The sequence below is a fragment of the Achromobacter sp. 10T422 genome, assembly GCF_056394065.1.
In genome coordinates this window covers 224,987-245,829 of sequence record NZ_JBFTHD010000005.1, presented here as the reverse complement: position 1 = coordinate 245,829, position 20,843 = coordinate 224,987, and the positions used below count along the sequence as shown (strand labels likewise).

At 63.7% G+C, this 20,843-nt stretch carries 18 protein-coding genes and 1 tRNA gene; 10 read left to right on the top strand and 9 right to left on the bottom strand.

What is annotated here, in order from left to right:
* Window positions 1-28 precede the first annotated feature (28 nt).
* Window positions 29-1,102 carry a S24 family peptidase gene (locus AC1DB0_RS14680; RefSeq protein WP_054426709.1) on the top strand — a complete coding sequence of 358 codons (1,074 nt, stop codon included), beginning with the start codon at window positions 29-31 and terminating at the stop codon, window positions 1,100-1,102.
* 122 nt (window positions 1,103-1,224) lie between these two features.
* On the opposite strand, the gene AC1DB0_RS14675 is transcribed toward AC1DB0_RS14680, so the two are convergent.
* From AC1DB0_RS14675 to AC1DB0_RS14665, 3 genes are all read right to left on the bottom strand, one after another.
* Complete coding sequence (locus AC1DB0_RS14675; RefSeq protein WP_054426708.1) at window positions 1,225-1,674, bottom strand: PA2169 family four-helix-bundle protein; 450 nt, start codon at window positions 1,672-1,674, stop codon at window positions 1,225-1,227.
* A 175-nt stretch (window positions 1,675-1,849) separates the two neighbouring features.
* Window positions 1,850-2,413 (bottom strand): hypothetical protein, encoded by a 564-nt coding sequence (locus AC1DB0_RS14670; protein ID WP_476758693.1) that lies wholly within the window; start codon window positions 2,411-2,413, stop codon window positions 1,850-1,852.
* 85 nt (window positions 2,414-2,498) lie between these two features.
* Window positions 2,499-3,107, bottom strand: a complete 609-nt coding sequence (locus AC1DB0_RS14665) for a glutathione S-transferase family protein (RefSeq protein ID WP_427945836.1) — start codon at window positions 3,105-3,107, stop codon at window positions 2,499-2,501.
* Window positions 3,108-3,218: 111 nt separating this feature from the next.
* Between AC1DB0_RS14665 and AC1DB0_RS14660 the strand changes: the two genes are divergently transcribed.
* Window positions 3,219-4,229, top strand: a complete 1,011-nt coding sequence (locus tag AC1DB0_RS14660; protein ID WP_175172129.1) for a helix-turn-helix transcriptional regulator — start codon at window positions 3,219-3,221, stop codon at window positions 4,227-4,229.
* Window positions 4,230-4,492: 263 nt separating this feature from the next.
* Here AC1DB0_RS14660 and AC1DB0_RS14655 read toward each other — a convergent pair.
* A tRNA-His gene (locus AC1DB0_RS14655) sits at window positions 4,493-4,568 on the bottom strand.
* 207 nt (window positions 4,569-4,775) lie between these two features.
* Between AC1DB0_RS14655 and cls the strand changes: the two genes are divergently transcribed.
* Complete coding sequence (gene cls, locus AC1DB0_RS14650; protein WP_175171210.1) at window positions 4,776-6,233, top strand: cardiolipin synthase; 1,458 nt, start codon at window positions 4,776-4,778, stop codon at window positions 6,231-6,233.
* Window positions 6,234-6,295: 62 nt separating this feature from the next.
* Here cls and AC1DB0_RS14645 read toward each other — a convergent pair whose 3' ends face one another.
* A complete protein-coding gene (locus AC1DB0_RS14645) occupies window positions 6,296-6,724 on the bottom strand; it encodes a PaaI family thioesterase (RefSeq protein WP_476757205.1) in 429 nt (142 codons plus the stop codon).
* Window positions 6,725-6,941: 217 nt separating this feature from the next.
* Between AC1DB0_RS14645 and AC1DB0_RS14640 the strand changes: the two genes are divergently transcribed.
* On the top strand, window positions 6,942-7,814 hold the full coding sequence (locus AC1DB0_RS14640) for an NAD(P)-dependent oxidoreductase (RefSeq protein ID WP_175171208.1): 873 nt from the start codon (window positions 6,942-6,944) through the stop codon (window positions 7,812-7,814).
* 15 nt (window positions 7,815-7,829) lie between these two features.
* On the opposite strand, the gene AC1DB0_RS14635 is transcribed toward AC1DB0_RS14640, so the two are convergent.
* Together AC1DB0_RS14635 and AC1DB0_RS14630 are read right to left on the bottom strand one after the other, a co-directional pair.
* The gene (locus tag AC1DB0_RS14635) at window positions 7,830-9,092 is read right to left on the bottom strand and encodes an MFS transporter (protein ID WP_476757204.1); all 1,263 of its coding nucleotides are present in this window, start codon (window positions 9,090-9,092) and stop codon (window positions 7,830-7,832) included.
* Window positions 9,093-9,413: 321 nt separating this feature from the next.
* A complete protein-coding gene (locus AC1DB0_RS14630; RefSeq protein WP_476757203.1) occupies window positions 9,414-9,560 on the bottom strand; it encodes a hypothetical protein in 147 nt (48 codons plus the stop codon).
* Window positions 9,561-9,704: 144 nt separating this feature from the next.
* Between AC1DB0_RS14630 and AC1DB0_RS14625 the strand changes: the two genes are divergently transcribed.
* Window positions 9,705-10,607 carry a DMT family transporter gene (locus AC1DB0_RS14625; protein ID WP_175171270.1) on the top strand — a complete coding sequence of 301 codons (903 nt, stop codon included), beginning with the start codon at window positions 9,705-9,707 and terminating at the stop codon, window positions 10,605-10,607.
* 54 nt (window positions 10,608-10,661) lie between these two features.
* Here AC1DB0_RS14625 and AC1DB0_RS14620 read toward each other — a convergent pair whose 3' ends face one another.
* A complete protein-coding gene (locus AC1DB0_RS14620) occupies window positions 10,662-11,318 on the bottom strand; it encodes a GntR family transcriptional regulator (RefSeq protein WP_054427793.1) in 657 nt (218 codons plus the stop codon).
* Window positions 11,319-11,481: 163 nt separating this feature from the next.
* Here AC1DB0_RS14620 and AC1DB0_RS14615 point away from each other — a divergent pair, with 163 nt between their 5' ends.
* Window positions 11,482-12,468 carry a Bug family tripartite tricarboxylate transporter substrate binding protein gene (locus AC1DB0_RS14615; RefSeq protein ID WP_054427794.1) on the top strand — a complete coding sequence of 329 codons (987 nt, stop codon included), beginning with the start codon at window positions 11,482-11,484 and terminating at the stop codon, window positions 12,466-12,468.
* A 25-nt stretch (window positions 12,469-12,493) separates the two neighbouring features.
* Window positions 12,494-14,089: a gamma-glutamyltransferase gene (gene ggt, locus AC1DB0_RS14610; protein ID WP_476757202.1), complete on the top strand. Its 1,596-nt coding sequence runs from the start codon at window positions 12,494-12,496 to the stop codon at window positions 14,087-14,089.
* A gap of 13 nt (window positions 14,090-14,102) precedes the next feature.
* Here ggt and AC1DB0_RS14605 read toward each other — a convergent pair whose 3' ends face one another.
* Window positions 14,103-14,804 (bottom strand): response regulator, encoded by a 702-nt coding sequence (locus tag AC1DB0_RS14605; protein WP_054427796.1) that lies wholly within the window; start codon window positions 14,802-14,804, stop codon window positions 14,103-14,105.
* Between the two features lie 412 nt (window positions 14,805-15,216).
* On the opposite strand from AC1DB0_RS14605, the gene AC1DB0_RS14600 reads away from it, so the two are divergent.
* From AC1DB0_RS14600 to AC1DB0_RS14590, 3 genes are all read left to right on the top strand, one after another.
* Complete coding sequence (locus AC1DB0_RS14600) at window positions 15,217-15,639, top strand: Hpt domain-containing protein (protein WP_427945820.1); 423 nt, start codon at window positions 15,217-15,219, stop codon at window positions 15,637-15,639.
* 346 nt (window positions 15,640-15,985) lie between these two features.
* Window positions 15,986-17,725 carry a ShlB/FhaC/HecB family hemolysin secretion/activation protein gene (locus AC1DB0_RS14595; protein ID WP_476757201.1) on the top strand — a complete coding sequence of 580 codons (1,740 nt, stop codon included), beginning with the start codon at window positions 15,986-15,988 and terminating at the stop codon, window positions 17,723-17,725.
* Between the two features lie 80 nt (window positions 17,726-17,805).
* A complete protein-coding gene (locus AC1DB0_RS14590; protein WP_476757200.1) occupies window positions 17,806-20,781 on the top strand; it encodes a two-partner secretion domain-containing protein in 2,976 nt (991 codons plus the stop codon).
* Window positions 20,782-20,843 lie beyond the last annotated feature (62 nt).

The following is a 20,843-nucleotide window of genomic DNA, read 5'->3' as shown; positions in this document are numbered from 1 at the left end:
TATAGTTTAATTTGCATAGCATTGCTATATGAAAATGTGGACTATCGAAGAGGAAGCCGCCGCGCTGCGCGCACGCTTTGAAGGCGTGAACCGCGCGGCCTTTGCTCGTGACCACCACGTGAAGGGCGGCCAGGCGATGATTTATCAGCACATCACCGGCCGCCGTCCCATTGGGATTGAAGCGGCCATGGCTTACGCCGAAGGGTTTGGCTGCACACTGGCTGCGATCAGCCCGCGATTGGCGGCCGAAGCTAAAAAGGCCGCATCGCTATCGGCAGCCGCCCCGCTTGCCACCCCGGCCACTGACGTGGCGTGGCCCTTTGCTTCGGTGCCGCAGTCGCTTATCAAAGGCTTGGCCGACGATCAGCTCAAGCGTCTGGAAGGCGCGCTGCTATTGGCACTGGGCCAGATGGGGGTCAAGACGAAGGCGGCGGCCGCGCAATCCAAGTCCTCGCAATCCAAGCGCGGCACCCTTTTGAATATCGACGCCGTCGCGGATGAATTCCCGATGGCGCCCGTGTCGGCAGCGCCCTGGGATCCGGACGGCATCACCACACATCAGGCCGAACGCATGCAGGCGCTGCGCATCAGCACCGCGGCCAACGTCGGCCACGTCGCCCACGCGGGCTATTCCGCCAACGACCAGGAATTCATGCCCATCCCCGAGCTGGATGTGCGCCTGGCCGCTGGCCGGCTTGGCATCGAGAACTATCACGAGACCGAGATCGGCGAAATTCTGCTGCGCCGTTCATTTCTGGAATCGTTCAAGCTGCCGATCAGCCGCATGAAGATCGTGTATGCGCAAGGCGACAGCATGGAACCCGTGATTCGCAACGGCGGACCCATGCTGTTTTTTGAAGACCCCATCACCGACCCGCGCGAGATCGACCCGCGTACGGTCTACGCCATCAACCAGGGCGGCAAGATGATCGTGAAGTGCATCGCGCGCGAACGCGAAGGCGGCTGGCTGGCCAAGTCGTTGAACCCGGCTTATACGCCTTTTGCGCTGGAGAAAGAAGACGGATGCGAGGTTCGCATCGTCGGGCGGATCTTGTGGTCGCCTTATGACTTGCGCAATGGGGTGGATGAGCGCTTGCTGTAGGGGTGCGCTGCGGCGCCCTGGTTCTCAATGCCACGCCTGTCGCGCCAGGCGACCGCGCTATACCGGGGCTACACCCGGGCTACACCTTCAGGGGCGCTCGTAGGTGTAGCCTCGGCACCACGTTACTTCGCGGCCTTGTAGCGATTCCGCAGGTCGCGGATCTGATCGTGATTTCGCACAACGCCGGCATTCTGCCGTTCCACGATCACGCGAATTTCTTCCGGCAGCGGTTCCTTCAGCGCGTCAGCATAGGCCGCCTTGGCCACGTCTTCGCCCCGCTCACACTCTTCCAAAATGGCCAGATCGGTGCGGCCGGCCACGGCGGCCTTCAAGTTGGTCCAGCCGCGATGCACCGCACCCGCGACCGTGCCACTGTCTTCAGGCACGCCACCCAACTGCGCGATCACGGTTTGCAACTCCGCGGCCCCCGTGGCGCAATCTTGCGCCCGGTTCCTGAATAGCTGCTGCAGCTCGGGGTTTTTCGTGTCATCGGCCGCGGCTTCGAAGCCCTTTTGTCCGTTCTTCGAGGTTTCGATGAGGTGGTTCAGTGTCTTGATGACGTTGTCAGCCATGTCCGGTCTCCTAGGATCAATCAAGCCGCGTGGGCGGCTTGGGAAACATGACTACAGCAAGTTCCATTCCCGGGGTGACTTGAATGCGGGTGGAGGCCCTTCAGGTTTGCGGTTTGCGTCGCGGTGCGGATAAGCCTGGAACGTGAATCAAGATGCCGCCAAGGCGTGGAGTCCCTTAGGCGCCCATCAGAATTGCAAGGCGGCTATTCCACGTATCTCCATAGCCCTTGCCGGGGACGGCGATGTGAAGCAATGGCCTTTTAAGGTCGTTTGTGGAAAAGGCAAAATGGACATCCTTGAAAGCGAGCCCACCGTTGCCTGAAACCTCGGTCCATTTCAACTGCCACTGCCTGATGTAGGAAAAGTCGAGCACCTCGCCCGGATCCTTCGCCCCCGATACCATGCAGAGTTTTCGGGTTTGGGGGTCGAACGCCATGACGACCTTTTTGTCCTTATCGCTAAGAATCAGTTCGCTGTCGACACTGTTTTCAGGAAAGGACGTACCGAGTCTCTGATTATGTTCGCGAAACTTGGCCAACAGCGCGTCATGCCGCTTCTTTTGGCGATGGATTGCCCAAGCAATCAGAGCAATGATGGTTAGGGCAAGAGAGATCCAATCAAACATGGCGCTGATTTCCGTGGGCGTATGAAGGTGTATCAGCGTTAACGGCAGCCAGGGCAAGAACTTGAGTGAATCGGGCCAGAACAKGAAATCGCGGACACGATGCAGGCGGTTCATACCATAGTGCGTCAAGCCGGCTTGGACGCGGCCGCGCACACGCGCGGCCACATGGCGCGCTGGGTTGCTCAGGCCCGCCGTCGCTTCAGACCTCGCCTTGCATCGCCGGCCTGGCCTTGATCGTGCTCAGCCATGCCCGCACCTTCGGATGGGCGGCCACCGGTGCGCCCAGAGAGGCGGTGTAGCCGACCACCGACGCCACCACCAGGTCAGCCAGCGAGTACTTGTCGCCCACCATCCACGGCTGGCGCGTCAGATGCGCATCCAGCAGCCCCAATAGCGAATCCAGGTCGGCGATGGCCCGCTCGGCCTGGCGGGCATCGCGGCTTTGCTCGTCGCCGTGGGCGACGACATACAGGCGCGAGACCACCGCGCCATACGTCACGTAGGCCCACGTGCACCACGACATGGCGGCCAGCCGCTGCGAAGTGCCGGCCGCGGGCCACAAGCCCCGCTCGACGCCCCATTGTTCACCCAGCCACAGGTGGATGGCCAAGGCTTCGAACAGCGGCGCACCGTCCACAGTCAGGGTCGGCACCTTGCCGTTGGGGTTCAAGGCCAGGAATTCCGGGCGGCGCTGCTCGCCGGCCTGGATATCCACCTTGACGCGTTCGTGTGGGACCTGCAGTTCGGCCAGGGCGCAGGCGATGGGGGAGGCGCTGGACTGGGGGTACCAATGGAAAACGATAGACATGGACAAGCTCCGGATTGGGGGAGTGCCGCGGCCCCATGGCCGCTGACGACGGACGAACTTTAAAATCCATTGCGGACAGTTTCCGCCCTTGATACAGGCTATCGTTGACCGATGCTCAGCTCCAGCAACCGCCTCCTGCGCCTGCTTTCCCTACTGCAGACCCGCCGCCATTGGGCCGGCGCCGACCTGGCGCAGACCCTGGCGGTGCATCCGCGCACGCTGCGCCGCGACATCGACCGGCTGCGCGAACTGGGCTACCCCATCCAGGCCAGCAGCGGTGTGGCGGGCGGCTACGCCTTTCGCGCGGGCAACGCCCTGCCGCCCCTGCTGCTGGACGACGACGAGGCGCTGACGGTGGCAATCACGCTGCGCACCGCGGCCACGGGCACGGTCGGTGGCGTGGAAGAAGCTGCGCTGCGCGCGCTGGTCAAACTAGAGCAGGTGATGCCCACGCGCCTGCGCCACAAGGTGGACGCGCTGCGGTCGGCCATCGTGCCGCTGCCGAGCGGCGGCCCGGTGATCGATGCGGGACTATTGGCCGCGCTGGCCGCCGCCTGCCGCGACCAGTTGCGCGTCAACTTCGACTACGCGGACAGCCGCGGCCAGCCCAGCACGCGTCAGGTCGAGCCGCAGGGGCTGGCGCACACGGGGTATCGCTGGTATCTGGTGGCGTGGGATCCGGCGCGCGACGATTGGCGCACGTTCCGGCTCGACCGAATCACCAGCGCGGTAGCGCTGGGCGCGCACTTCGCGCCGCGTCCGCCGCCCGAAGGTGGCAACCTGCGCGCCTATGTGACGCGGGCGGTGGGCCAGGCGCCCAACGCCGAAGAGGCCAGCATCGTGCTGCATGCGCCGCACGCGGTGATTGCCGCGCGCATTCCCGCGTCGGCCGGCCAGGTCGAGGCGTTAGACGATGGCCGTTGCCTGCTGCGCTGCATCGGCCAGTCGCTGGAGGCGCTGACGTATTGGCTGCTGGCGCTGGAAGTGGAATTCGATGTGCTGGCGCCGGCGTCCCTGGCGCAGCGCTTTCAGATCGCGAGCGAACGGGTCGCCCGCATGCTGCAACGGCGCGATACCGCTACGCCGCAGCAGGCAGACGGCCCGGCGGCGGCGAATGATTAGTGCTTAGCTGACCTGCTCGGTCTGTTCGGCTTTGGCCAACTGCCGCATTACCGGCGACTCATCGGCTCAATTAGTGTTAACGCGCCCGAGTTGTTCCGCGTCATGAGCGATCATGGGGTGCGGGTTTTCAAATGGAACGCCGGCGCTTGGTGAAGATCAAGAGCAGTGCCTGACCGATGCCGCCAATCGCTGTTCATGCCACCATTGCAGAAACGGCGGACAAGAAAAAAGCCGCTCTAGGCGGCTGATTTCTTTGAATTCTTTGGGGTGGCTGATGGGGCTCGAACCCACGACAACTGGAATCACAATCCAGGACTCTACCAACTGAGCTACAGCCACCTCTGGTACTTCTTCAAGCGGTACTTACGTACTGCTTTCTTCTTCACCGCCGCGTTTCAGGAAGAAGCTCAACAACGAAGAGGCCGAACTATAGCACATTTTTTTGACCTGTCAAAAGCCCTGCCCCTAATTTTGCTTGCCTGACTTCGCCAGCTTGCTATCCTTCCGCTTGGCTCACCTTTGGAGGCCGGCTTTTTTGCCATCGCTATGGATCGCCTACACGCATTTTTGATCGATTACTGGCCTCATATCGTGTTCGCCATCAGCATCGTGGCGGGGTCGGGCGCGGCGGTGCATGCCGCGATGACCAAGCAGGATGTGCGCGCCGCCATCGGCTGGGTGGGGGTCGCGTTGTTCTCGCCGCTGTTTGGCGCGCTGTTTTATTTTGTGGCGGGGATCAACCGTATCCGCAAGACACGCGTATCGCAGCTGCGCGATGAAGCCATGGTGGTGGATGCCGAGCAAGTTGAAACGCGGCCCGTGGATGTTGCGCCGATCTCGGGGCCGCAGTTCGCGTCGCTGAAGGTGCTGGGCGACCGGGTCAGCCGGTTCCGTTTGCTGGGCGGCAATGCCGTGCAGCCGCTGGCGGGGGGGGATGAAACCTATCCGGCCATGCTGAAGGCCATTCGCGATGCGCGTCATGCCATCGCGATGCAAAGCTACATCTTCGACAACGATGCCATCGGCCGTGAACTGGCAGAGGCGCTGATCGAAGCGCACGCGCGCGGCGTACAGGTGCGGGTGTTGATTGACGCCATTGGTTCCAAGTATTCGCGCCCGCCCATCGTGCGCATGCTCGCGCGCGGCGGTGTGCCCGTGGCGCGCTTCATGACGAATCCGCTGGGCGTGCTGCGCATGCCGTATGCCAATCTGCGCAGCCACCGCAAGGTGCTGGTGATTGATGGGCGCGTGGGTTTCACCGGCGGCATGAACGTGCGGGCGGCCTTTGTCAGCGCGCTGTCGGGGGATGCCACCAATCGCGACACGCACTTTCGGGTGGAAGGGCCGATCGTGACGCAGCTGATGTCGGTGTTTGCGCATGACTGGAACTTCACCACGCACGAATCGTTGCCCGCCAAGCCCTGGTTTGATCCGCACGCCTTGCCGCCTACGGGCAACGTGCCGGTGCGCTGCGTGCCGTCCGGGCCGGACCGTGCGCTGGGCAGTTCGCACAATATGCTGCTGGGTGCGCTGGCGGTGGCGCAGCGCCATGTCCGCATTCAGTCGCCCTACTTCCTGCCCGACCAGACGCTGATTGGGGCGCTGGCCACCGCAGCGCGGCGCGGCATCGTGGTCGATATTGTCATTCCGGACAAGAACAACTTACGGCTGGTGGACTACGCCATGTCGGCGCAGCTGGACCAGGTCGTGCGCACGGGCTGCCGCGTGTGGCGCGCGTTGGGCGCGTTTGATCACTCCAAGTTGATGACGGTGGACGACGCGTGGGCCTACGCCGGTTCGTCGAACCTGGACCCGCGCAGCTTGCGGCTGAACTTCGAGTTGGACATCGAGATCTACGACCCAACGGTCGCCTGCTGGATTGGCGACCAGATCGACGGGCGCATCGCGCACGCCAAGCGCGAGACGCTGGAAACGCTGACGCAGACGCCGTTTGCCAAACGGCTGCGCAACAAGATTATCTGGCTGGCGACGCCCTATCTGTAAGGGAGCCAGCGATGGCTGAGTTGCCCTTCGCCAGCAGCGGCCGATGACAGCCGCCCAGCGGCTCAGCCGTCGGACGCCGGCACGGCCGCGTGGCGGACGGCGAACACCGCGTTGGCTTTCAACATCACCCGGCCAGTTGCCTTGAGCAGGCAGGTGGCGTAGATCAGCCGCTTGCCCTGCTTGTCCACCTGCACATGCGCTTCGAGCCAGTCGCCGGGCTGCACGGCGTTCAGGTATTCCACCGACATCTGCACCGTCACGATCGACACGTGCGCCTGTTGCGCGATGGTGTAGCCCAGCGCGCTGTCGGCTAGCGTGGCCAGCAGGCCGCCATGCGCCATGCCGTGCATGTTCGTATGCGGCTCGCCGACGCGCAGCGCCATGACGCCGTCTGCATCGCGCCGGTAAAAGGCGCCCAAGTCCGCCAGGTGCGTCATGAAGGGGCTGCTGGGGGTCCAGCGTTCAAAGCCCTCGGGGATGGAATCTGTCATGGCCTGGAAATTAGAAAAGTCCGATAGTGGATTATCGAAAGTACCCCAAAGCGCAAACCATTGGGCATCCCCGGCTGCAAGAGGTGACCGCACAGCGAACGAAGCGGCCATTTGCCCGGCGCGGGGGCCCGCCCCCCTGAGGCCTTCGTATCGTCCGACTTCTGAGAGTAAGATTTACGGCACAACAAACACCTACACATGGCAGGAGCAGTGGAAGATGGCGAAAGTCGGCATGGTTGGAATCGGCCTCATGGGCCACGGCATTGCAAGCAATTTGGTAAAGCATGGTCATAGCCTGACCGTGCTGGAGCACCCGGGCAATCAGCCCCTGGATGCCTTGAAGGCCGCGGGCGCAGCCAGCGTGACCACAGGCGCCGCGTTGGCCGCGCAAGCGGATGTGATCATTCTGTGTGTGACGGGCAGCCCGCAAGTCGAGGCCGTGCTGCTGTCCGAAGGCGGCGTGCTGGAAGGCTTGCGCGCAGGCACCGTCATCATCGATTGCTCGACCGCGATCCCGTCGTCGACCGTGAAGGTGGCGCAGGCCGTGACGGAATCCGGCGGCCGCTTCCTGGACGCGCCGATGACGCGCACGCCCAAGGAAGCCGCCGAAGGCCGGTTGAATCTGCTGGTGGGCGGTGACGCCGCCTTGTTCGAAGAGTGCAAGCCGATCCTGGCCTGCTTCGCCGAGAACATCACGCATGCCGGCCCCGTGGGCGCCGGGCACCGCATGAAGCTGCTGCACAACTACGTGTCGCTGGGTGTTGTCGCCCTGCTGTCCGAAGCGGCGGCGTGCGCACTGCGTTCCGACATTGATCCGGCGGTGTTCGCCGATGTGCTCAGCAAGGGCGGCGGTGGCGGCGTAGCGCTGGAACGCATCAAGCCCTATCTGCTGGAACAGGACCCGTCGTCGTTGCGCTTTTTCATGTCGAACGCGCAGAAGGACCTGTCCTACTACAACACCATGGCGGCCGAAGCCGGCGCCGTGCGCGAAATCGGCGCGGCCGTGCAGCACACGTTCGACCAGGCCGTGACGCAAGGCGGCGGTGACCGCTATGTGCCTGAGCTGGTGTCGTTGCTGAAAGACCGCTAAGGCGCCCGCAACGCGTTAACGACTGACGGCTGCCGGCGCCCGCACCAATCCGCGGCCCGGCAGCCGCAGCGAAATCGCGGCAGCCAGCAGCAGCAACACGCCCGCCGATCCGAAGGCGACCCAATGCGTGTGGAACGTGTCGAAGGCCCAGCCGCCCAGCCACGAACTGATCATGCCGCCGACCTGGTGGCCCAGATACGTCAGCCCGTACAGCACGCCGACCAGCCGGATACCGTAAACGTCCGCCAGAATCGCCGAGGACAAGGCGATGCTGCCCGCCCACACGATGCCGCCGATGGTGGCCGCGGCGTAGAGCTCCCAATGCGCGCCCACCATGACCAGCGCGAAGAATCCCAGGCCACGCACCAGATAGATGGCGGCCAGGATGTTGCGCCGTTCGACCTGGTCCGACATGCGCCCCAGCACCAGCGTGCTGAAGATGGCGACCAAGCCAATCAAGCCGATACCCAGCGAACTCGTCGTGGCGTCAAAGCCGTGGTCCATCAGCATCGGCATGCCGTGCGTGCCCAGCAGGTTCATGCTGTAGCCACAGGCGAACAGACCCAGCGCCACCTGCCAGAAAGGCCGCGTGCGCAAGGCATTGCGCACGTTGGGCGCGGGCCCCTTTGCTGCGGGCTTGGCGGCGGACTTGCCTTCGATGATCTGGTGCGGCAGCAGGTCGGTGTGCTCGGGTGCGGTGTCGCGCATCACGAAGAGCGCGACGGGCACCGTCAGCAAGGCGAACAACACCGAGAAGGCCAGCAGCGTTTCCTTCCAGCCCACTGCGGCGATGGCGAACGTCAAGGTCGGCGTCATCAGCGCGATGCCCGCCATCGAACCCGTGGACAAAAAGAACAGCGCCATGCCGCGCTGGCGCGTGAACCAGCGGCTGATCACCGGGGTCAGCGCAACGGGGCTGGTGAAAGCCAGGCCGACGGATAGCGCCACGCCGAACGACAGCAAGAATTCAATGGGGCCGCGCGCGAATACTGTCCACAGCGAAGACGCCACGACGATGGCGGTGCCGGTCAGCAGCACGAAGCGCGTGCCGCGCGTGCTGACCAGGTACCCCGCCAGCGGCATGGCCAGGCCGTAGCACAGCATGCCCACCGCGACGATGCCCGACAGCAGGCTGCGCGAAAATCCCAGCCCGTCCGCCATGGGCAGGAAAAACGGCCCGATGCCCATACGCAGGCCAACCGTCAACAGGGTGAGTACCGCGGCGGCGCCGACGATGTTCCAGCCGAAATACCAGCCGCCCGACTCTTGCTTGTCCAAGTCCTTCTCCTCGATGTCTTCTTATTGCCGCTTGCGCGCCAAGGCTTACAGACACCGCAGGGAAGGCGCGGAGAGGCTCCGCTATCGACACGGGTGGGAAGGGCGAGGCGTGGATCGGCGTGTTCTTGCCAGCGGCCATCGGCCGTCCGGACGCGTCATATTACTCCTGGCTATAAAGCTTGCGCCCGCCAGAAATTAAAAACTGTCCGATCTCCGGGCAATCTCGCAAGCCGGAGCGCCAGGCGATCTCGCAGGCCCGTGCGCCGAGGGATCTCGCAGGCCGCCGGGCCAGGCACTCACGCCCGCCGCCGCGCCGGCCCTTCAGCGCAGCACGTTGCGCGCGAAGCACAGCACGTTGCGCGCGAAGCGCAGGCGCGTCTCGCCGTCATTGAAGCAGGCATACGGCTGGGCACTGCTGTAGATCGCGAAGTCATCCGTGCCCCACCCGTTTGAGCGACGCTCGACCATTCCAGGCGTAATATGCCGCCGATGCCGTAGGCCATTTCGTGCCACCCATCAGGATCGGTGCGGCCACCTATTGTTCGCCCGGCGCCACGGTCCAGATCCACAACTGCGCAGCTGCTGAATTCAATCGTGAACCCCAAGACGTCGATGTTCGCCCTTTCCCGCCAGGAAATTGCCCTGGTGCTGGTCACCATGCTGTGGGGAAGCACGTTCCTCATCATTCATATCGCCATGCAGCACAGCGGACCGCTGTTCTTCGTGGGGTTGCGCTTCACCATTGCGGGTTTGATGGCGCTGTTGCTGTTCAGAAAACACATGGCGGGGATCACCCGTCTGGAAGTCGGTGCGGGCATCGCCATCGGCTGCGCGCTGTTCCTGGGCTACTTTCTGCAGACCGAAGGCCTGCGCACCATCACCAGCAGCCAGTCCGCCTTCATCACCGCGCTGTATGTGCCGATCGTGCCGCTGCTGCAATGGGCGGTGCTGAAGCGTCCCCCTGGGCTGATGAGCTGGATCGGCGTGGCGCTGGCCTTCTCCGGACTGATCCTGTTGGCGGGCCCCGAGGCGGGTTCGCTGAGTTTCAGCCCCGGTGAAGTCGCCACGCTGGCCGGCGCCGTCGCCATTGCCGCGGAAATCATTTTGATCGGTCTGTTCGCCAAGCGTGTCGACAGCCGCCGCGTGACCTTCGTGCAGTTGCTGACTGCCGGGCTGGTGTCGTTTGCGCTGATGCCGGTGATGGGCGAATCGATCCCGGCGTTTTCCTGGCTGTGGGCGGGCGCCGCGATTGGGCTGGGCCTGGCCAGCGCCATCATCCAGCTGACCATGAACTGGGCGCAGAAGTCGGTGTCTCCGACGCGCGCCACCGTCATTTATGCGGGCGAACCGGTATGGGGCGGCATCGTAGGGCGCTTGGCGGGTGACCGTTTGCCGGCGCTTGCCCTGGCGGGCGCGGCGCTGATTGTGGCCGGCGTACTGGCCAGCGAAATCAAGTTCGGCAGAAAGAAACCCGTCGCGGCGAAGGGGAAGCAAGCGGTGGGCGGCTCGGCCTGAATTGAAGTCGGCCTGAATCGAAGTCGGCCCACGTCAAAGCCGACGTCGGCGAAATCAGCCCGCCTGTTCCAGAAATGCTTGCAAGGCGGGCACGGTATTGAGCACATGCTGGCGCATGGCGGCCTCGCAGCGCGCGGGGTCGCGGGTCTTTAACGCGTCGATCAGTTCCTGGTGCGATTCGCGCACGCGCAGCACGCGGCCCGGTTGGGCGGCCCACAAGCGCATATAGGGTTCCACCACGGAATGCAGTTCCGAGAGCTGGCCCAGCAAGCGCGGCTGCTGACAGAAGCTGCACAGGTATTCGTGAAACTCGCGGTGCGCGGTGGTCCAGTCGAGATCCTCGCCCGAGCCCTGGTCCAGTTGCTCAAGCATGTTCGACAGGCGGCGGATGTGCTCGGCGTTCATGTGCAGGACGGCGTTGCGCATGGCCAGCCCTTCCAGCACCGAGCGCATCTCGAACACTTCCAGCATCTCCTGCTGATTCAAGCCGCGCACGACCGCACTGCGGTTCGCGCGAATTTCCACCAGCCCTTCCGATGCCAATCGGCGCAACGCCGCGCGCACGGGCATGCGGCTGGTACCGATCTCGGTGGCGACAACATCCGGCACCAGGCGCTGGCCCGGGGCATAGTTGCCCAGCCGGATTTCGCGTTGCAGATGCAGGTACGCCTCGTCTTCGGCGCTGATCGCTGTCTTTTGAAATTGCAGCATCGTCGTTCCCGGGCTTGGAAAGCCGCAATGATAGATAAACGCAAAAATAACACAAACTGGATACAGTTATCCATGGATGCAAATACCAATGGTTCCAGGGCGCGCGGTCCCGTCTAATTCCCTCCGAAGGGCGTTGTCATGCGCCCTCATAACAGGGGAACCCATGAAATTTCGTCTTATCCGGACGCTGGCGGGCCTAGCCGCCGTGGCCTTCGCGGCCCAGGCCGGTGCGCAAGCTGGCGCCCCGGCCACCGATTGGCCGCAGCATCCCGTGCGTATCGTCGTGCCCTTCCAGGCCGGCTCCGCCACCGATCTGATCTCGCGCCAGCTGGGCGCCGCGCTGGCGACTGAACTGGGCCAGCCTTTCGTCGTCGAAGCCCGTCCGGGCGCGGCGGCCGCCATTGGCAGCGCCTCGGTGGCGCGTTCGGCGCCCGACGGCTACACGCTGTTGATGGGCGGCCCGGCCGCCGTGGTCACGAACCGCTTCCTGCAAAAACGCCTGGCCTATGACCCCGACGCCTTCGCGCTGGTGTCGATGGTGGCCTACACGCCCAACATCCTGCTGGCCAACCCGCAGCAGCCGTTCAAGACGCTGCCCGAAATGGTCGCCTATGCGCGCGCCAATCCGGGCAAGCTGACCTATGCCTCGTTCGGCACCGGCACCACCTCGCACATGGCGGGTGAAATGCTGAAGTCCATTGCCGGCATCGACATCCTGCACGTGCCGTACAAGGGCGCGGGCGAAGCCATTCCGGCGTTGCTGTCGGGCCAGGTGTCCATGTACTTCGACACCATCATGACCGGCCTGCCGCAGGTCAAGAGCGGTTCGTTGCTGGCGCTGGGCATGTCCAACTCGCAGCGCTCGGCGCTGGCGCCGGACATCCCCACCATCGCCGAACAAGGCTACGCCGGCTACGACATCGCCCCTTGGTACGGTCTGGTCGCGCCTGAAGGCACGCCGGCCCCGATCCTCGACAAGCTCAACCGTGCCGTGAACAAGGTGCTGGCCGACCCGGCATTGCGCGGTAAGCTCGCCGAAGCAGGCGCCGAGCCCCGTGGCGGCAGCCGCGAAGAATTCGCCGCCTTCATCAAGGCCGAAATTCCGCGCACCAAGCAGTTGATCGATCAAGCCGGCATCACGCCGCAGTAATCCTATTCACGAGTTTCCAGCATCCATGTCCTCCTCCTTCGATTGGTCTTTTCCGTACGCTTCCCGAAAAATGCCGGTCCTGGCCGCCAACGCGGTCGCGACCAGCCAGCCGCTGGCGGCGCAGGCGGGGCTACGCATGCTGCTGGCCGGTGGCAATGCCGTTGATAGCGCCATTGCCACCGCGATTGCTCTGACCGTTGTCGAGCCCGTCATGAACGGGATCGGCGGCGACATGTTCGCGCTTGTCTGGCATGACGGCCGCCTGCATGGCTTGAACTCCAGCGGCTGCGCGCCGGCCGCGTGGACACCCGAATTCTTCAACGGCCGCGACGCCATGCCCGGCACCGGCTGGGGCACCGTCACCGTGCCGGGCCAAGTGGCAGGCTGGAAGGCCTTGTCGGAACGCTTTGGCAAGCTGCCCTTCGCCAAGCTGTTCGAACCCGCCATCGCCTACGCCGAAGAAGGCTTCGCGGTATCGCCCACCATTGCGCGCCAATGGGCCACGCAAGCGCCCAAGCTGGCTCACGAACCCGGCTTTGCCGACGCGTTCCTGCCGCAGGGCCGCGCCCCGCAAGCCGGCGAATGGTGGCGCTTTCCGGCGCAGGCCAAGACGCTGCGCGACATCGCCGAAACCGGCGGCGAAAGCTTCTACCGCGGCGAACTCGCCCGCAAGATCACCGACTTCGCCCGCCAGACGGGCGGCGCGCTCAGCGCCACGGACCTGGCCGAGCACCGCCCGGAATGGGTCGCGCCCATCTCGCAATCGTTCCGCGATGTCGAGCTGCATGAAATCCCGCCAAACGGCCAGGGCATTTCCGCGTTGATGGCGCTGGGCATGTTGGAACAGTTCGACCTGGAAGGCATGGGCCGCGACAGCGCCGACTACTACCACGTCAGCATCGAAGCCATGAAGCTGGCGTTCGCCGACCTGCACCATCACGTCGCCGATCCGCGCCACATGCGCACCGATGCCCGCGCCCTGCTCGACCGCGCCTATCTGGCCGAGCGCGCGCGCCTGATTTCCATGGACCGCGCCAGCATCCCCACCGCGGGCACGCCCACCACGGGCGGCACCGTCTACCTGACCGCGGCCGATGCCAACGGCACCATGGTGTCGTTCATTCAATCGAACTATCACGGCTTTGGCTCCGGCGTTGTGGTGCCTGACACTGGCATCAGCCTGCACAACCGTGGCCTGAACTTCGTGCTCACACCCGGCCACGCAAACCAGGTCGCGCCGCGCAAGAAACCCATGCACACGATCATCCCCGCATTCGTCACGCGTGGCGGTGAACCGCTGATGTCGTTCGGTGTGATGGGCGGATCCATGCAGGCGCAAGGCCATCTGCAAATGGTCACGCGGCTGGCCGCGTTTGGCCAGAACCCGCAGGCGATGAGCGACGCGCCGCGCTTCCGAGTGGAAAAGGGCCCGGTCGTGAATGTGGAATCGCACCTGCCGGCGGATGTGGTCGAGGCGCTGCGCGCACGCGGCCACAACGTGGCCGTGGCGCCTGCCGACAGCCTGGAATTTGGCTCGGCGCAATTGATTTGCCGTTTGCCGCAGGGTGGTTATGTGGCGGCGTCGGACTCGCGCCGCGACGGCCAGGCGGTGGGCTTCTAAGCCATCCGGGCGGTCAAACGCGGTTCCAGACGCGCTCGTCCATGCGCGGGATCATCGACAGCCCGCCATCGCCTGCCTGGATTTGCGCCGCGTCGGCGCCGTACTTGATCAAGTCGGCGTCGCGTTCGATTCCCAGCTTGCGCATGGCGCTACGCTTTTGCGAACTGACCGTCTGCACGCTGCGATGCGACATCTGAGATATTTCGGTCACGGTGGCGCCGGCGCAGAACAGCCGCACGATCTCGGCTTCGCGCTTGGTCAGGCGCGCGCGCCCCAATGCAAACGCCTGATTCACGATCATGTCCTTGATCGTGGGCGAATAATAGGTGCGGCCCTGGTACATGGCGTGCACCGCATTAATGATGTGGCTCGTCGAATCCGACTTGCTGAGCACGCACAGATTTTCATACGCCAGCAAGGCGCGGATCAGCGTGGGGTTGTCGATCATGGTCAACACCGCCACGCGCAAGGCAGGATAGCGCCGGCGCAATAGCGCAATCAGGCCCAGGCCGTCGCCGTACTTTCCGCCTGGCATGGTGTAATCGGAAACCACTACGTCGCAATGCTGAGTTTCCAGCCGCGCAATCAGGTCGGTGGAATTTTCCGCGCAGCCGATGACATCGATGGCGGGATCAAGACCCAATTCATAACTGACGCCCAGCGCAACGGCGGGATGGTCGTCTGCGACGATGACACGAATATATCGGGACGACATTGTTGCATTCCCCTCTTCCACATTGGGACTCCCCGGGCAACATTCTCGTTCTCGCGCAATGTCGACGATCGGCGAAAACGAGGTTTCTCATTTATCGGATGATACTCATGGGTGCTTCGTCGGTGTCAAACCACTAGAGCGATAGACCGATATAGTGCTGCCGTACACCTAATAAACAAATAGGAAGAATACGAAAGTGCCAGTTTCGTACCGTTGCCGCGCATGAGTCAGACGTAATCCTAATACGCCTCAGACCAATCCCACAGACGACGCCTCTCTTTTGGCGCATATTGTCTGATCCCGCGTACCGGCACTCAGGACGCTAGCCAGGCCCATGAAAGAAAAAGACCCATTGGAAGCCGGGACTTCCCCCTCCAGACCCACCGCACTCGCCCTAGACCAAGACCAAAACATGGCCTCACCTGACGTGACGGCGCTTGTGCTGCCCCCTCGGCCCGAAGACCGCGAACGCCGCCATGAACAACGCGTGCGCATGATCAGCGACTTGACCGCGGCCGACCCCGCGCGTATCCGCACGCTGGCCAGCGCATTCGTCAAAGCCAACGACGTCGACAAGCAGCAGTTGCGCCGGCTGCATGACAACGGCGACCGCCTGGCGTTGCGCCAACTGGCGCACCGCATCAAAGGCGCTGCACAAATGATGGGCGACACGCAACTCGTTGCGCACTGTACCGCGCTCGGGGCCGCCTGCCTTGATCCCAAAGCCTCACCCTTCACGCTGACCCGCTGCGTTCAAAACATGGAAGACGCCATGCGCGAGTTCGGCGAGTCATGCGAGCGCATGGCGCAAGAAGCCGACGGGCCGCCGCCCTGAACGCCGCGATTCAGGTGTGGGACACGTTCCCGACAGCGCTAGGAAACAGCTCGGCCCCTGCTCGGGCACATCTCGGGCACATCTCGGGCACCTCTCGGGCACAGTTCAGACCCTGCTCGGACCCTGCTCGGGACCCCTGCTCGGACAAACCCCGGGCACACCTCGGACACGAATCGGAATCGTCAACCGCGGAATTCGTACTCTTCATAGGGCTTGATTCCTGCCCGCTCCGTATATTGGCCGCTTGCATCGCGTGACCTGATTTTTCGCGTCCACGCCACGTCTCTGACGCCCATTCGCGCCGCGTTCACGTCTGCGACGCCAGCGTCCCATACGGATGACCCTGATGACCCTACGACACGGCGGCGCCCGCTGCATGGCGCTCGCCAAGACGTCCCACACGCTCTTTCGACACTTCCGCACCATGCCCCACCGGGCCGCCTGCCTGGCGCTGCTCTTTGCCCAACCCGCCTGGGCGCAGGTACCCGACGCCGGCCGCTCTATCCGGGATCTGGAATCCACCATCCCGGCCCCACCGCCCGCCGCCCCCGCGCCGGCGCTCGACCTGCGTGAACCCGGCGCACCCGCAAGCCCTGCTGCCGACAACGCCGCCCCCCTTGCCACCATCAGGGTGCAGGGCTTCCAACTGGACGGTAACCGCGTTTACGACAGCGCCGCATTGCAGGCGTTGCTGGCCGACCTGGTCGGCTCCGAGCAAGACCTTAACGGCCTGCGCAGCGCCGCCGCGCGCCTCACGGCCCACTATCAGCGCGGCGGTTATCCGCTGGCGCGCGCCTACCTGCCCGCGCAGGAAATTCAGAACGGCATCGTGCGGATCAGCATGCTGGAAGGAGTGTATGGGCAGGTCGTTCTGAACAATGCCTCACGCACCCGCAACCACGTGCTGCAACCCGCCCTTGATGCGTTGCATAGCGGCGATGCGGTACATGGCGCCGAGCTCGACCGTGCGCTGCTCGCGTTGAACGACATCCCCGGCGTCACCGCCAAAGGCACCTTGCGCGCAGGCTCGGTACCGGGGTCCACCGACCTGATCGTCAATGCGGAATCGGGCCCCTGGATTTCCGGCAGCGTTGACGCCGACAACTACGGCGGCGCCTACACCGGGGAATACCGGCTAAGCGCAGCGGCCAACATCAACAGCCCCTTGACGCTGGGCGACCAGCTCGATGTGCGCCTGCTCTCAAGCGACCGCCAACAACGCTACTACCACGTCGACTACTCCCTGCCGCTAGGCCCCTGGTCCACGCGCGTGGGCGCCGGCATGTCGGCCATGCGTTATGAATTGGGCCGGGAATTCAACTACCTGGAAGCGCATGGGCGCGCCGACACGGCAAACGTTTACATCAGGCAAACCCTGTTGCGCAGCCGCGATGCCACCGTGCAGGCCACGCTGCAATACGAACACAAACGCTTGCAAGACGACTACGACGCCGTGGACTACACGCGCGCGCATCGCGTCGGCTTGTGGACGGCCGCGCTGAACGCCAGCGCCCGCGACCACATCCTGGGCGGCGGGCGCAACGCCGCCTATCTGAGTTATTCCCGGGGCAACTTGCGCTTTGGCGATACGGCGCTGCGCGATGAAGACCGGCGCTTCAAGCACGCGGGAGGCGGGTTCGGCGTGGTCAATGCCAGCCTGGGCCGCTTGCAGCACGTCGCGGGTCCCGTGCAGTTCTATGGCCGCCTGCGTGCGCAGTGGTCCAGCAAGAACCTGAACAGTTCGGAAAAATTCAGCCTGGGCGGGCCGTACGGCGTGCGCGCATTCGCGCCCGGCGCGGCCAGCGGCGACCAAGGCTGGCAGGCCTCGGGCGAGCTGCGTTATCTGCCCCTGCCGGGCTTGCAGCTATCGGCATTCATCGACACCGGTTCGGTGCAGGCCAATAAGCGCAGCTGGACGGACGAACGCAACCGCCATTTCCTGACCGCCTTTGGCGTCGGCATTGCCCATGCCGCGCCCACACATTTGATCAACGTCAGCGCCGCCTGGCCCTTGCAGCAAAGCATGCCACGCACCGCGACGGATCAAGAGCCACGCTTCTGGGTGCAAGCCACCCGGTATTTCTAAGCGTAGACACCGCCCTTGTTGCATCGTCCTGGGCCAATGCCGCAGGCGTTAAGGGCACCCATCCATCCCTGGAGAGAGCTTTGAACAAGACCTATGCATTAGTGTGGAGCGAATCGCGACGCGCCTGGATCGCCGCCAGCGAGTGCGCGCGCCGTCGGGGCAAGTCCACCCAATCGGGCGCCCGTGCCGCCGCAGCGGCCATTGCGCTGCTCGGCCTGAGCACCCACTTTTGCGCGCAAGCGTTACCGACAGGCGGCACCATCACGCATGGCGACGCCACGATTACTACCGACGCCGAACAGATGGTCATTCAGCAGAACAGCGAGAAGATCATCGCGGACTGGACCTCGTTTGACATCAGCGCCGGGAATACCGTCAGGTTCGAGCAGCCCAGCAGCACGTCCGCGGCATTGAATAAAGTCACCAGCTTCCTGCACACCGAGATCAACGGCAAGCTCGAGGCCAATGGCCGGGTCTTCCTGATCAACCCGAGCGGCGTGATTTTCAAGCACGGGGCAGAAGTCAACGTGGGCGGCCTCGTCGCATCGACGCAACCTATTCAGGATGCCGATTTTATCGGCAGCCATTATGTCTTTTCCGGCGACAGTGCATCGGTGGTCGAAAACTATGGCGCCATTACCGCTAGCGGCGGGGGCGGCGTTGCATTGCTCGGAGCGAACGTCAGTAACGAAGGCGTCATCCGTGCGGAGTTGGGCACCATCGCTCTGGCCGCGGGCGAAGCCTTCACGCTGACGTTCCAGGACAACCAACTCCTGGACTTGCAGATAGACCGCGCCGCCATCGCCGCAATGGTCAATAGCGGCAATCTGCTACAAGCGAACGGCGGCCAGGTGCTGATCAAGGCCGACGCCGCGAACGCCACGCTAAAAACGGTCATTAACAGCGAGGGCATCATCGAAGCCAACACGCTGTCCGGCAAGGCGGGCAGAATCGTGTTGGATGGTGGCGCGCAAGGTATGGTCAGGGTCGCTGGCACGATGAGCGCTGCGGCGCTGGGTGGCCAAGGAGACGGCGGCACCGTTACCACGCAAGGGCATGATGTGCGCATCAAACAATCCACGCAGACGGACACCCGCGCGAACAAGGGCAAAAACGGAATTTGGAACATTGGCAGTGCGACGGTCAACGTCAACACGGTGGGCGCGCCCCTTGAGAGTCTGACAATACACAACAACACGCTCACCCAGAACCTCACCACCACGGCGATTGCGCTGGCCGCCACCGGCGGCGAGCTCACGATCCATGCGCCGATTGTGTGGAGCAGCTCAAATGGCTTGAGTCTGAGCGCCAGTGAAAACGCCAATATCAATGGCAGCGTGCGCGGCTCAGGTGCGAATGTCCATTTGTCCGTGAGCGCAGGCGCTGGCGCGTTCATCAATGGTTCTCTGGGCATCACAGGCGCCAAGAGCAGGATGACGATCAACGCTTTGAATGGCTATGAGATTGCGGACGGCGCGACCGTGATGTTGTCTGGCGCAGGGACTACGTTCAGCGCCAATGGCCGGGAGCACACCGTGATCCAAAACGTGTCGCAATTGCAGGCCATCAATAAGCGCCTGGACGGCCATTATGTGTTGGGTAACAGCATGGGGGCCAAGGCCAACTTCCAGGCCATCGGCGGCGAAAGCGGCACGTTTTCAGGGACGTTCGATGGTCTGGGTCACACGATTGAAAACCTCTCGATAAAGGGAAGCGGCGCCAATCTCGGACTATTCGCAGCCTCGTCCGGCGTGGTCCGTAACGTCGTTCTGCAGTCGGTGACGGTCAGCGGGCCGCGCAATAGTCTGGCAGCGATGTCGATCGGCTCGCTGGTGGGCTTGAATACCGGAGACATCTACAACGTCAAATCCTGGAGCACGTTGGTAGAGGGTGCCGCGAATCGCGAAAGTGTCATCGGCGGCCTGGTCGGCACGAACGAAGGCGCCGTGATTCAACGAGCCACGGTGTCGGGCAACGTACGAAGCAACGGTCACACCCGAGCCGCAGGCGGTCTGGTGGGCGAGAACAAGGGTAGTGCTACAGGCCGCGGGACGATCCGGGACAGCGCGTCGACCGCTACCGTATCCGGCGACATGCATCGCGGCTCGACAGGCGGCATGGGAGGGCTGGTAGGGGTCAACAACCGTGGGGCTGTCCACCATTCGTCCGCCACCGGTAAGACGGCAACCCGCAGTGATGGCATTAATGTGGGCGGCTTGGTCGGCAACCACACCTACAGCTTAATTGAGTCGTCCCAGGCGGGAGGACTCGTCCAAGGCGGAAAGCTAGGCAACACCGGCGGTCTGGTAGGGGTCAACATCGGTGGCGCGATTTACCACGCGATAGCCAGCAACGCCGTCGAAGCCTACGGCGCTGGCAACACGGGCGGAGCGGTGGGCAGCAACATCGATGGCGGTGAACTGCATAACGTCAGAGCCGCCGGAAAAGTCGCCGATTGGGAGGGCCATAACGTCGGCGGGCTGGTAGGCGAGAACATCGGTAGCGATAGCCTGATCGAGGAAGGCCATTCCGCCGGACGCGTCGACGCTCGCAAAAGCCAGAAGGGAGCGCAAATCGGGGGGCTGGTGGGCTACAACAGCGGCATCATCAAAGACTCCGAATCGCACGCTTCTGTTGAAACCGGCCATAACGCATCGGCGGGTGGCCTGGTCGGCACCAACGACGGACGGCTGCTACGCGTGAGCGCAAACGGCAATGTCAGCGCCTACAAACATTCGTCAGTGGGAGGATTGGTGGGTACCAATAGCGGCAAGATCCATTCCGCCGTCGCGTCCGGTACGGTATGGGGCCACGATCAAAGCCGTATCGGCGGAATCGCTGGTGTGAACACGCGCGATGGGATTGTCTTCAACGCGACCACTCGTGGAACCCTGGAAGGCGCTGCCCACACGACGATCGGTGGCATCGCCGGATTGAATCAAGGGCAGATTGAAAGCTCTAGCGCCGCAGCCCACATCAAGACGCATTGGTACACGTGGTTGTTGGGCCAGACGCATGGCGCGGTCGCGGGAAAGAATACCGGCATCATTCGCTAATGGACTTCAAGCCCCTTTGATCGTCTAAAGCACTTTCTACGCAGAAGCTCCAGGGCATGAAA